Source organism: Bacillus sp. GBSW19 (assembly GCF_002998655.1).
Classification (GTDB): Bacteria; Bacillota; Bacilli; order Bacillales; family Bacillaceae; genus Bacillus.
This window is the reverse complement of the sequence record NZ_PVRF01000001.1, coordinates 507,967-521,091: the sequence shown is the minus strand read 5'-3', so window position 1 is coordinate 521,091 and position 13,125 is coordinate 507,967. Positions and strand designations below refer to the sequence as shown.

The 13,125-nt window shown below is 41.6% G+C and carries 9 protein-coding genes; 1 reads left to right on the top strand and 8 read right to left on the bottom strand.

Annotation, left to right across the window (positions count from 1 at the left end):
- Position 1: 1 nt before the first annotated feature.
- The 4 genes from ctaE to cyoE form a co-directional block, all read right to left on the bottom strand.
- Complete coding sequence (gene ctaE, locus C6344_RS02780) at positions 2-622, bottom strand: cytochrome c oxidase subunit III (RefSeq protein ID WP_034662610.1); 621 nt, start codon at positions 620-622, stop codon at positions 2-4.
- Positions 622-2,493: a cytochrome c oxidase subunit I gene (ctaD, locus tag C6344_RS02775; protein WP_034662613.1), complete on the bottom strand. Its 1,872-nt coding sequence runs from the start codon at positions 2,491-2,493 to the stop codon at positions 622-624. Before ctaD ends, ctaE begins: the two co-directional genes overlap by 1 nt.
- 170 nt (positions 2,494-2,663) lie before the next feature.
- Positions 2,664-3,731 carry a cytochrome c oxidase subunit II gene (coxB, locus tag C6344_RS02770; RefSeq protein ID WP_034662616.1) on the bottom strand — a complete coding sequence of 356 codons (1,068 nt, stop codon included), beginning with the start codon at positions 3,729-3,731 and terminating at the stop codon, positions 2,664-2,666.
- Positions 3,732-4,010: 279 nt separating this feature from the next.
- The gene (gene cyoE, locus C6344_RS02765; RefSeq protein WP_003211774.1) at positions 4,011-4,928 is read right to left on the bottom strand and encodes a heme o synthase; all 918 of its coding nucleotides are present in this window, start codon (positions 4,926-4,928) and stop codon (positions 4,011-4,013) included.
- A gap of 394 nt (positions 4,929-5,322) precedes the next feature.
- Between cyoE and C6344_RS02760 the strand changes: the two genes are divergently transcribed.
- Positions 5,323-6,246, top strand: a complete 924-nt coding sequence (locus tag C6344_RS02760) for a COX15/CtaA family protein (protein ID WP_060596176.1) — start codon at positions 5,323-5,325, stop codon at positions 6,244-6,246.
- Positions 6,247-6,286: 40 nt separating this feature from the next.
- Here C6344_RS02760 and C6344_RS02755 read toward each other — a convergent pair whose 3' ends face one another.
- The 4 genes from C6344_RS02755 to C6344_RS02740 form a co-directional block, all read right to left on the bottom strand.
- Positions 6,287-7,720, bottom strand: coding sequence for a cryptochrome/photolyase family protein (locus tag C6344_RS02755; protein WP_106072700.1), 1,434 nt, complete (start codon positions 7,718-7,720; stop codon positions 6,287-6,289).
- A gap of 99 nt (positions 7,721-7,819) precedes the next feature.
- Positions 7,820-11,266 carry a pyruvate carboxylase gene (gene pyc / locus C6344_RS02750; RefSeq protein ID WP_106072699.1) on the bottom strand — a complete coding sequence of 1,149 codons (3,447 nt, stop codon included), beginning with the start codon at positions 11,264-11,266 and terminating at the stop codon, positions 7,820-7,822.
- A gap of 80 nt (positions 11,267-11,346) precedes the next feature.
- A complete protein-coding gene (gene ftsW / locus C6344_RS02745; RefSeq protein ID WP_034662626.1) occupies positions 11,347-12,558 on the bottom strand; it encodes a putative lipid II flippase FtsW in 1,212 nt (403 codons plus the stop codon).
- A 210-nt stretch (positions 12,559-12,768) separates the two neighbouring features.
- A complete protein-coding gene (locus C6344_RS02740) occupies positions 12,769-13,050 on the bottom strand; it encodes an Fpa/YlaN family protein (protein WP_003212509.1) in 282 nt (93 codons plus the stop codon).
- Positions 13,051-13,125 lie beyond the last annotated feature (75 nt).

Sequence of the window (13,125 nt, the reverse complement as noted above, 5' to 3'; positions counted from 1 at the left end):
CTTATCCCACCATTCCCATTAAATATACAACGGTAAAGATGAAGACCCACACAACATCAATGAAGTGCCAATACAGACTTGCCACATAATATTTCGGCGCATTGTATAAATCGAGTCCGCGTCTCATATTTCGAATCATAAGAGCGGTAATCCAGCAAAGTCCGAAGGCGACGTGAGCCCCGTGAGTTCCGACAAGTGTATAGAAGGAAGAACCAAGAGCTGAGCTGGTAATTGTAAATTCATACGCATGCACATAATGATAGAACTCATAAATCTCAACCCCTAGAAATGAAGCACCTAATAGCACAGTCACGCCAAGCCAAAGCTGCATCTTTTTAAAGGCAAAGTTTTTCATATGATACATTGCATACACACTCGTTAAACTGCTCGTCAGCAGAAGCATCGTGGCAATAAAGACAAGTGTGAGATCAAACATATCAGTTGTTTTTGCTCCGCCTGCATTAGAGTTTTTCAGCGCCAAATACGTGGCAAAGAGCGATGCAAACAGAACGGTTTCTCCCCCAAGAAACAACCAGAACCCGACGAACTTATTCTTTCCTTCTAACGTGGCTTTCTCAGGAGAAGCCGGAAAGGTTTCTGCTGTCATTTTTTGTGGTTCCATTATGCTTTCACCCCTTTATCATCGTCATCGGTCAAATCTTCTTTGTGAATATGGTACCCATGATCATCTTTAAGAGAGCGAACCAGCATGGTCGCAAATGTAATGCCAAGACCAATGAAAATCACTGGAAGTCCCCAGCTGTGCTCTTGACGATACATGAAGCCAAACGCTGAAACAAATAGACCGAATGAGATAATGACAGGTAAGATGGAATTATTCGGCATGTGAATATCATCAAGCGGTTCAGATGCTGTCATTCCTGTTTTACCATCCATTTTTTCAATCCATAATGGATCTAGTCCTCTGACAAGCGGAAGCTGTTTAAAGTTGTATTCTGGCGGAGGTGAAGACACTGCCCATTCAAGCGTTCTTCCGTCTCCCCAAGGATCGCTTGATACACGCTCTCCTTTTGCTGTAGTCCAGATGATGTTAATCAGCATGATGACAACAGCTACAAACATAAACAGTGCCCCAATCGTACTGATCAAGTTCCCAAGGTCTAGCCCCTGACCTGGCAGGAATGTAAAGACTCGGCGCGGCATGCCCCAAAGCCCGAGAAAATGCTGGATAAAGAAGGTTAAATGGAAACCGATGAAAAACAGCACAAAGCCAATTTTCCCAAGCTTCTCATTCAGTATTTTTCCAAACATCTTCGGCCACCAGTAATGCACACCAGCTAAAATACCGAATACGACCCCGCCAATAATGACGTAGTGGAAATGCGCCACGACAAAGTACGTATCATGGAACTGATAATCTGCTGCAGCTGCTGCAAGCATGACTCCCGTTACCCCGCCAAGCAAAAACGACGGTATAAAGGCAACGGAATACAGCATCGGCGTTGTAAACTTCACATTACCGCCCCATATGGTGAGCAGCCAGTTGAATACTTTAATTCCTGTAGGCACCGCAATCGCCATTGTGGCTACAGCAAAGATCGCATTGGCAATCGGACCAAGTCCTGTTGTGAACATGTGATGCGCCCATACCATGAATCCAAGGAAACCAATCAATACAGTAGCGAACACCATGGACGAATAGCCAAACAACCTTTTTCTTGCAAACACTGGAATGATTTCAGAGAATATTCCGAATGCTGGCAGGATTAAGATATATACTTCTGGGTGTCCGAAAATCCAGAACAAATGCTCCCAGATGATTGTATTTCCGCCGAGCTCTGGATTGAAAAAGCTCGTATCAAACATTCTATCAAGCATCAGCATCGCAAGCCCTGCTGTAAGTGGCGGGAATGCGAATAAAATCAGTGCTGAGGCGACAAATGTCGTCCATGTAAAGAGCGGCATTCTCATATACGTCATACCAGGCGTTCTCATATTAATAATCGTTGCAAGAAAGTTGATCCCGGCAATCAGCGTACCAATACCCGCTATCTGCAAACCTAAAATATAGAAATCCATGCCGTGCCCTTCTGAATTCAGCGTGAGCGAGGCGTATGCAGTCCAGCCTGCATCAGGTGATCCACCCATAAACCATCCAAGGTTTAAGAAAATTCCTCCGAAAAAGAACAGCCAAAAACCAAGTGAATTCACAAACGGAAACGCTACGTCACGTGCACCAATTTGAATGGGTACAACCGCATTCATTAATGCAAATAAAAGCGGCATTGCTGCAAGGAAAATCATCGTTGTTCCATGCATCGTCATGACTTCATTGTAAAACCCTGCACTTACAAAATCATTTTCAGGGATGGCTAGCTGAATACGGATAATCATCGCTTCCAGGCCGCCAATTAAAAAGAAAAATCCCCCTGCCACTAAATATAGTACGGCAATTTTTTTGTGGTCAACCGTCGTCAAGTAATCCCATAAGACAGCGCCAAACCCCCGCTTTTTAGCTATTGTACTCACCATGAAATCCCCCTCTTATCTCCCATTTGCCCCTTTTCATATAGATGTCTATCTTAACTTTACACAGACTGTGTCTGACAGATGGCTACTTCTCGGTTGTAGAGACATATTCGGGAGCTCTTAACAAAAACTTCACATCGATCACATACCCTCTTGCACATTCGCATTAGAAATTACTCGATTTTAAGTCCTTTTAAATACTCATAAAGTGCATCTGCTTCTGAGTCATTTAATTTAGGGTACGTCCCTGTCATTTTATTCCCTGGTTTAAAGCTCTCTGGATCTTTCAGCCATGCTTTCACATTTTCTTTGTTCATATCTTTGATTCCTGCTACTTTCGTTCGGTCTCCGAAGGTCGCAAGGTTTGGTGCCGTCCTTGCCGCTTCCGGCCGTTCGTCACCAGGCTCTACTGCATGACAGCTCAAGCAGTTTTTCTCTTTAAATAATTTTTCACCTTCAAGTGCGAGATCTTTTGTGGATGTAGGCTTCTTGTAATCAGCCATTTTTTTCGTCCATCCCAAAAACTCATCTTGAGAAAGCGTTTTAACTTTAAAGTCCATTAAAGCATGCGAGGGACCGCAAAGCTCTGCACATTTCCCGTAGAAATATTCTCCTGCATCTTTCGTTCGTTTTGAATCAAAGGTTAAATAAAACTTGTTTTCATTTTCTGTGTTTGTATCAATTTTACCGCCAGCCGATGGAACCCAGAAAGAGTGTTTCACATCGGATGCTTTCAGCTTAAAGTACACCTTTTGATCTGTCGGTACAATCAATTCCTGACTTGTGACAATCCCATAATCAGGGTATTCGAATTCCCACCAATATAAACTGGCTCTTACATTGACAACAAGTGTCTTTTCAGGATCTCGTTTTTTCTTATCCATAGCGCTTGTATCCCCAAGCTCAAGCGTGTATGCCACAACAGGCACAACGAGAATAATGAGGAGAAGAATCGGAATCGCTGTCCACGTAATTTCTAGGTTACGGTTCCCTTCCACCTGCTTTGGAATCGTATCTTCTCCCACTTTAGAACGTTTGAATTTAATGATGACGTAAAAGAAAATGATCGATACAACAATGACGACAAGAACCATAATGAGTGTACTCAGTACCGTTAGGAAAAACTGTTTATCTGCTACTTCCCCAACTGGTTTGAGTGTTGATAAGTATGGTTCACCACAGCCCGCCAAAACGAGCGTCAGTAAGAGAAACAGTGAATAAACACGCCATTTTCTTATCATAATTTGTCCCAACCCCTTTTGCTTGATCTCCTTTGCCTTTCGCTTTTTACCTCTTATTTATAAAATCACTTTTCACCCATTCATAACCCCCGCCTCTTATAAAAGCACTTACATTTCCTCTTTTCATAAAAAAATGATGTTTTTACTCAAAATACCATCTATGTATAAACAGAAAGCCGCCTAAATAGAACTGAATATCAGGCGGCTTTCATAGTTGTTAGAAAATGTTGTGTTATAAGATATAGCCATTGTTTTGATGTGATCAAAGTGTATTTTACTCTAGAATAGTGTAATGATAATCATCGCGACGAAAAAGATGGTTAAGTAGTTTAATGAATAAACGAACATGAGCGTTGACCACTTCATGACGTCTTTCATTTTAAAGCCCATAAGGCCAATGACGAGCCATCCAATATTCAGCAATGTGCCAAGTGCGACAATCGGCCATCCTAATCCACCTAAGAAAAATGGAAGTGGAAGAAGACATGCTGTCCAAATGATAATTTGGCGTTTCGTGACTTCAAAGCCATAAACGACTGGCAGCATTGGAATACCTGCCTTACGGTAATCTTCCGTTTTCTTAATCGCAAGTGACAGGAAGTGAGGGATTTGCCAAATGAACATAATCATAAACAAAACCCAAGCCGTTGTGTCAATTGTACCTGTGACAGCTGTCCAGCCGATTAATGGCGGCACCGCACCAGATACACTTCCAATAACGGTATTGATGGTGTAATGACGTTTAGACCACATGGTGTAAAGAACTGCATAAGTAAAGACTCCGATAAAACCAATCACTGCTGATGTTATGGTTGTCATCAGAAGCATGATGAGTCCAAGTACAACAAGCAAAATACCAAATGCATACGCTTGCCCCGGCTGAATCTTACCTGTAACCGTCGGTCTTGTTTTTGTTCTTTCCATTAATATATCAATATCACGGTCAAACGCATTATTAATGGCGCATGAACCGGCAATAATAAGAGAAGAACCAATCATTGTTAACAGCACAATATCAAGATTCCCAAGGAAACTCATACCTGTAAAATAAAAAGCAAGCCACATTCCAGTAAATGTTGTAATGAAGTTGGAATTGACGATGCCCATTTTAATCAGAGCAAGAAAATCTTTCCAAGCTGTTGTTTCTTCTATTTGTCCATGAATAGCTGCTTCCGCGGCTGTTTTGGAATTTGCCAATGTGTATAACCTCCCTTGCCCAAACCTTCAAACGAACAAATGAAACGTAAATTCGTTACAACTCTATCATACAAGATAAACAGCTGTAAAAAAACATCCTATTAAATAATAAACGACAATCTTGAAGTTATTTGTGAACTTTTCGTGAATTTATAAGGATTTATGTGTGTTTCAGAAGGCGGTGCAAAATGAAATATTCTCTCCTCTATTTCTATCAGACTGTCAAAGAAAGATCAAGCACTCTAAATCTGTAAACTTTGTGAACTAACATATCATTTTTTTGTGAACTTTGGTCATTATGAATTGCAACAGAACACGCATTTGGCTTAAACTTGAGAGCATATGAGGTTTTTCATTTAGATCAGAAGTTTTTTAGAGAAGGTGAAATAATTTGATGAAATTTGCTTTAAGGTTATTGAGCGTGATCACAACGTTTGTGATGCTGATCGTTTTGATTGGCGGTGCGCTTGTGACGAAAACCGGCTCGGGTCTTGGCTGCGGCCGGCAGTGGCCCCTTTGCCACGGACGTTTCTTCCCTGAAATGAACCCTGCTTCCATCATCGAATGGAGTCACCGCATGTCAACAGGGGTTTCCACCATTCTTGTTCTGGCACTGGCGGTCTTATGCTGGAAAAAGATTAGTCCAGTATTCCGTGAAACCAAATTTTTGGTCATCATGTCGATTATATTCTTACTGCTTCAAGCGCTTTTAGGAGCTCTAGCCGTCGTGTTTGGTTCTAACGCCCTTGTGATGGCACTGCACTTCGGTATTTCACTCATTTCTTTTGCTTCAGTGTTACTGCTTGCGCTTCTTGTATTTGAAGCAACCAGATCTGAAACAAAGCTTGTGAAGCCGCTTCATATCGGCAAAAAAATGCAGTTCCATATTTATGGTTTGATCACCTATACGTATATCGTGGTGTATACGGGTGCTTATGTGAGGCATACAAAGTCAAGCCTTGCTTGTTCTGTCTTCCCGTTTTGTTCAAAAGACGGTGCACTTCCAGCGTACTTTAATCAGTGGGTGCAAATGTCTCACCGAGCAGCAGCACTTCTTTTATTCGTCTGGATATTTGTTGCGATGTTCCATGCCATGAAACATTATAAAGAACAGAAGCAGCTGTATTATGGATGGATTATTTCAGCCATTCTGATTACACTTCAAGCCATTTCAGGTGTGATGTCTGTTTATTCTCAGCTTGCACTTGGTTACGCGCTGGCTCATTCATTCTTTATTTCCGGTTTGTTTGGGATACTTTGTTACTTCTGCTTACTCATTGCCCGGTTTAAATATGAAAGCAAAGAACCATTCAAATAAGAATTTGTATCCCCCTTTCATGCGGAATGGGGGATTTGTTTTATTGTTGTTTTGCTTCTTCAAATAGCGAAATGGCTTTTTTGCGTCTTTCCTGATGATCAACTGTAGGCAGCGGATATGTATCACCTAGCACACATCCCGATTTCAATTGCTCATCAATCGGCATTTTACTTGGTTCATGAATCCATTTTTCATCGACATGCTCTAGCTCTGGTACATATCTTCTAATATATTCCCCGCTCGGATCAAATCGCTTCGACTGGGTCGTTGGGTTAAAAATACGGAAGTACGGCACGGCATCTGTCCCGACAGAGGCAGCCCACTGAAATCCTCCGATATTTGACGCCTCATCATAATCCACAAGTTTTTTTGCAAAATACGCTTCGCCCTTTCTCCAATCAATCAAATAATCCTTTGTTAAAAATGAGGCTGTGACCATTCGCAAGCGGTTATGCATCCAGCCCTCCTCATTTAACTGTCTCATCCCTGCATCAACGAGCGGAAAGCCTGTTTCCCCTTTACACCAAGCTTCAAACAGCGCCTCATCTTCATTCCATTTCATTCCTTGAAACGCCGAATTGATTTCTTTTTCTTTCATCTCTGGATAATGTGCATAAATCATATGGTAAAAATCGCGCCATGCCAGCTCTTTGATAAAGGTCTCTCTGCCCTCGTCTTCAAATAGTGCTTCTTCATACATCGCATGAAAAATCGTTCGGATCGAAATAGTGCCTGTTTTTAAGAAACGCGACAGCTTGCTCGTTCCAAAAAGAGACGGAATATCTCGTTTCTCATGATAACGCGTTAATCTTTTTTGGATAAAGTGATGCAGCGTGTTCATCGCTTTGTCTGAGCCGATTTGATCAAACTTCCTTGAGCAGCCCTTTAACAAGTCTCGCAGTTTGTCATTTCCTTTTTGCGAAAGTGACTCATCACAAATCGTATGCTCACTGCTGAAAAATGATTTGTCAACTTTTATCACAGGCTGCTTTTCTTGCTTACGCCATGATTGATAGTATGGGGTAAACACTTGATAATGTGACCCATCTGCTTTTAAAATATCTCGCGCCCCGTGAAGGTGTGTATCTTGCCACGTTGACACATGAATGCCCTTCTTTTCTAAAAAATCGGTTACTTGCTGGTCACGCCTTTGGCCGATACCCACTTCATCTTCATTAAAAAAGACGGCTTTGATGTCATACACATCCATGACCTGTTGAAAGACGCGCAGGACATCATCATGGAGAAGGTGAACATACACTTGAGATTCTCTTGCTTCCTTGACGAAATGCGCCAAGTTTTGAAAGAAATGTTCGTTGTTTATATCCAGTTCCATTTCAGTAAAAAATGGATCTAGATGATAAAGAGCCAATAATTTGTACTCGTGTTTTTTTGCATATGTGATCGCTTTTGATAAGGCGATATGATCATCCAATCGCATATCTCGGCGAAACCAAATCACGACAATTTCCAACTTTCTTCACCTCACTCTATAGTGTAATTACTCTCGCAGGCTGCTGCACATTTTAATGCGCTCAAAAAAAGACACATCACGACGGATGTGTCTCACTTATTATTCAGGCTTTAACACAATCAGCAGATCACCGGTTTGAATCGGTTCTCCATTTGTCACATGTATTTCATCTACGACCGCAGTGAATGGCGCTTGTACAGTCGTTTCCATTTTCATGGCTTCATTGATCATCAAATGCTCACCTTGCGAGATTTTCTGTCCTTTTTCCACGAGCACTTTGATGACAGTGCCTGGCATTGATGCGGCAATGTGATTTGGATTTGAACGGTCCGCCTTCATTTTTTCTTGAACGGAGGATTTGATGCTTTCATCCTTAATCACCACTTCACGCGGCTGTCCATTTAGCTCAAAGTAAAGAACTCTTGTGGCATCTGGATTCGGTTCTCCAATCGACACGAGTTTGACAATCAGGGTTTTTCCTTTTTCGATTTCTACCTCAATCTCTTCACCGAGCCTCATCCCATAGAAGAACGTTGGAGTGTCAAGAACAGAGATGTCCCCATAGCTTTCTGCTGTTTGGACAAATTCAGAAAAGACTTTTGGATATAAGGCATACGCAATCGCGTCTTGCTCTGTCAGCGTCAGGTCATGAGATTCTTTGAACTGCTGCTGAATAGCTTCAAAGTCCACTGGCTTCAGCTTCTCACCAGGTCTGACAGTGAGCGGTTCTTCTCCTTTTAAAATCAGCTTTTGTAATTTTTCAGGGAATCCGCCATGCGGCTGGCCTAAATAGCCTTTAAATAATTCCACAACAGAATCCGGGAAGTCTAATGTTGCTCCTTTTTCATAGACATCTTCCTCTGTTAAATCATTTTGCACCATATAAAGTGCCATGTCTCCAACTACTTTAGAGGAAGGTGTGACCTTCACAATATCACCAAACATGTCATTCACACGTCTGTACATTTCTTTTACTTCGTTCCAGCGGTCGCCAAGGCCAACACCTTTCGCCTGCTGCTGCAAGTTACTATACTGACCGCCAGGCATTTCATGCTCATAAATTTCTGTATGAGGTGAGTTCATGCCGCTTTCGAATTCACGATAGTATTTTCTGACAGAATCCCAGTATTGAGAAAGGTGTTCGACAGATTGGACGTTCATGTCTGGCTTTCTTTCATGCCCATCTAAAGCATAGTACAGTGAGCTTGCACTTGGCTGCGATGTGAGTCCGGCCATAGAGCTGACGGCCACATCCACAATATCAACGCCTGCATCAATCGCTCTTGCATAGGTGAACAGTCCATTTCCACTCGTATCATGCGTATGAAGATGGATAGGGATCGTGAGCTCATCTTTTAAAGCAGAGACTAACTCATAAGCTGCCTGCGGCTTTAATAATCCCGCCATATCTTTAATACCTAAAATATGTGCACCGGCAGATTCAAGCTCTTTCGCAAGAGATACATAATACTCAAGATCATATTTCGGACGAGATGGATCAAGAATGTCCCCCGTATAACAAATGGCTGCCTCTGCCACTTTGCCTGATTCACGAACAGAATCAATGGCAAGCGTCATGCCTTTGACCCAGTTTAAGCTATCGAAAATACGGAAGACGTCAATGCCTGCTTCGGCCGACTCCTTTACAAATGCTTTAATCACATTATCCGCATAGTTTGTATATCCGACAGCGTTTGATGATCTTAAAAGCATTTGGAACAACGTGTTTGGCACTTCTTGGCGAAGCTCTTTTAATCGTTCCCAAGGATCTTCTTTTAAGAAACGGTACGCAACATCAAATGTAGCACCGCCCCACATTTCCATACTAAACAGCTCTGGCCATAAACCTGCTGTTGGCTGGGCAACTTTCTTTAAATCATGTGTTCTGAAGCGTGTCGCAAGCAGAGACTGATGCGCATCCCTAAAGGTTGTATCTGTTAAAAGGACGCTATTTTGTTCTTTCACCCAATTGGCAAGGCCCTCAGGTCCATGTGTGTCTAACAATTGTTTTGTCCCAGACGGAATCTCTTGATGAAGAGGAAGCTTCGGTACAATTGGCTTGTCAAAATGAGGCTTCTTTTTCTCCGCTATACCAGGGAATCCATTAATGGTCACGTTACCAATATAAGTCAGCATCTTCGTTCCACGGTCTTTTTGCTTAGGGAAATTAAATAGCTCTGGCGTTGAATCGATAAACGACGTATCGTATTCCCCTTTTAGAAACTTCTCATGCTTTGCCACGTTTTCAAGAAACGGAATGTTTGTTTTAATCCCGCGAATCCTGAATTCCTGTAAATTTCGGACCATTTTAGCAGCCGCTTGGTCAAATGTGAGCGCCCATGTGGACAGCTTGACCAATAGTGAATCGTAATAAGGTGTAATGACTGCACCTTGAAAGCTGTTCCCTGTATCAAGTCGTACACCAAATCCCCCGCCTGAACGGTAGGCCATAATTTTTCCTGTGTCTGGCATAAAATCATTTAAAGGATCTTCTGTTGTGACCCTTGATTGAATGGCAAAGCCATGTGTAAAAATATCTTCTTGCTTTGGTATACCGACTTCCTTGCTGTGAAGGCCATGACCCTTTGCGACAAGAATTTGGGTTTGGACGATATCGACACCTGTGATCATTTCAGTGATCGTGTGTTCTACCTGTACCCTTGGATTGACTTCAATAAAGTAAAACTCTCCATTTGCGACAAGGAATTCTACAGTCCCTGCATTAATATACGATACATTCTGGGCCAACTGAACAGCCGCTTCGCAAATATCTTCACGCAGTTGATCTGTAAGAGACACACTTGGCGCCACTTCAATGACCTTTTGATGCCGCCTTTGAACAGAGCAGTCACGCTCATATAAATGAATGATATTGCCGTGATTGTCACCAATCACCTGCACCTCAATATGTTTCGGATTTTCAATCAGTTTTTCAACGTATACTTCGTCATTTCCAAAAGCAGCTTTTGCCTCTGACTTCGCACGGTCATAGGCTTCCTTTAGCTCCTCTTTCGTTCTGACAATCCGCATACCTCGGCCGCCGCCGCCTAGTGAAGCTTTAATAATAAACGGGTAACCGTATTCTTCACCGAATTTTTCGACTTCTTTGACCGAATCAACTGGTCCGTCACTTCCTGGAATGACTGGAATTCCAGCTTTTTTCGCTTCATCTCTTGCCTTTACTTTATCTCCAAACATATCTAAATGCTGAGAAGTTGGACCGATAAATTGAATGCCTTCCTCTTCGCATCGTCTTGCAAAATGAATATTTTCAGATAAAAATCCGTAACCTGGATGGATCGCATCCACGTCATTTCGTTTTGCAATTTCGATGATCCCCTCGATATCAAGGTAGGCATCAATCGGTTTTTTCCCTTCTCCAACTAGATATGCTTCATCTGCTTTATAGCGATGATAAGAGCCCGAGTCTTCTTTGGAATAAATGGCCACTGTACGTAAATTGAGCTCCGTACAGGCCCTGAAGACTCTGATAGCAATTTCCCCTCTGTTTGCAACTAGAACCTTTTGAATTGTTCTCTGTGACATTTCTCACTCCTCCATATCCCTTAAAATTTTATATGTACTCTATAATAAAGGAAGAAATGAAAACTGTACACTTTTGTTTTCTAAAGATTCAAAGTTTTCTGCAATCCATTTTTTTGAACTGATGGCTTGCTCATTGATTTTTTCTTTTTGTAACGCTCTTTATATTCAGTAAACATGCTGATATTCAGCAATATTCCCATACAGCCGCTAAGTAAAATGATGGACGATCCCCCGTAGCTGATAAATGGAAGTGTGACCCCTGTAATCGGAATCAGACCTGAAACACCGCCTAAATTAATGCATGTTTGGATGGCAATCATGGAGGAAATTCCTATTGCAAGCAAACTTCCAAATGGATCTTCACACTTTCTTGCAATATAAAAACCTTTCACGACGATGAAGCCAAGGAGAGCGAGAACAAAAAATACACCGAAAAAGCCAAGCTCTTCTGAAATGATCGCCATGATAAAATCTGTATGCGGCTCTGGAAGATATCCGTACTTTTGAACGCTTTCTCCGAGACCCAGTCCAAAAAAGCCGCCTGATCCAATAGCATAATAGGAATTAATCAATTGATGTCCAGTCGCCCCTGCATCTTTAAATGGATCTTGGAAACTCTCAAAACGCCCGAGACGATTTTGCGTGAAAATTTTATCCCAAAAAAGAATAATAAATGGGGTCACGACGACCATCACGGCACTAAATAGCGCCAGCAGCTTCGCAAGTGTTTTCCCGCTAAAGCCTGAGCATAAAATCATCGCAAGGGCAATCATTCCAATGATAAAGGCTGTCCCATAGTCTGGCTGCAAAATGATAAATCCGCATAAGATCGAGACAATCACGATGGGAGGTGTGACTCCTCTTAAAATATGATCAATATAATGCTGCTTTTTTGCATACACAGCAGCAAGATAGATAATGACGACAATCTTCACAAATTCCGCTGGCTGAAGACTAAATGGGCCTATTTTGATCCAGCTTCTTGCGTTCCCTGCAATATGACCGCCAAAGTACACATAGATGAGTGAAAACACTGATAGCAGCAGCATACCGATCTGGAATTTCTTATTTGAAAACAGCTGATATGGAACTAGTGCTGTAAAGAACAAGATGACCGCTCCAACGATCATAAATAAAAGCTGTTTCTTAAAAAAATTATCTGGTGCGGCATCGTATCTGATCACAGATGTAATCATACTTGAGCTATACACCATGACCAAACCGAATGCGCTAATTAAAATAATGGCGAACAATAATGAGTAGTCATACGATTTTAGCATTCTCTTTAACATATAATCCTCTTCCTAACGTCTGTTTCTACTGCTTGATATCCTCTTAGCTGTTTTTATTCTACTACATTTTCTCCGTTTGATCTCGTTTTACCTCTTTTATATTGTTCGTCATTCATGAAAGAATCAAGTCCGTTTGACATCAATCAATGAAAAGAAAATAGAGGACAAAAAAACTCAAACTTATGTTGAGGAAGTTTGAGTTTTCAATCATTATTTTTTTGTGAACGCATCATGAAGTGCGGAAAGCTCTCTCTCAAGTTTATCGAGTAGTTTCTTACCTTCATGTTGATCAACTAATCCAAGCCGGACAGCAAAATCAATTTCTCTCGATAATCCGAACATTTGAGTATCTAAAACCTCTTCATAAAGAGGACATTGCGGCATCGTTAAGTTGTCCATTTGCACTTGGATCAATTTTAAAATTTTATCTGCATCCAATTTTAATAAAGCCAGTGCTTTTTGCCGATGATCGACTAAAATTTCTGACGCCAAAAGTATCCCTCCGTTCCCCAGGCGAGTACCTAATTCTTCTATTTATCATAAAGCGAAACGCCCAAAATTGCAAGC

Coding starts and splice junctions, on each gene's coding strand:
- ctaE (WP_034662610.1), bottom strand. CDS start 622: ATGGAACCACAAAAAATGACAGCAGAAACCTTTCCGGCTTCTCCTGAG.
- ctaD (WP_034662613.1), bottom strand. CDS start 2,493: ATGGTGAGTACAATAGCTAAAAAGCGGGGGTTTGGCGCTGTCTTATGG.
- coxB (WP_034662616.1), bottom strand. CDS start 3,731: ATGATAAGAAAATGGCGTGTTTATTCACTGTTTCTCTTACTGACGCTC.
- C6344_RS02760 (WP_060596176.1), top strand. CDS start 5,323: ATGAAATTTGCTTTAAGGTTATTGAGCGTGATCACAACGTTTGTGATG.
- pyc (WP_106072699.1), bottom strand. CDS start 11,266: ATGTCACAGAGAACAATTCAAAAGGTTCTAGTTGCAAACAGAGGGGAA.
- ftsW (WP_034662626.1), bottom strand. CDS start 12,558: ATGTTAAAGAGAATGCTAAAATCGTATGACTACTCATTATTGTTCGCC.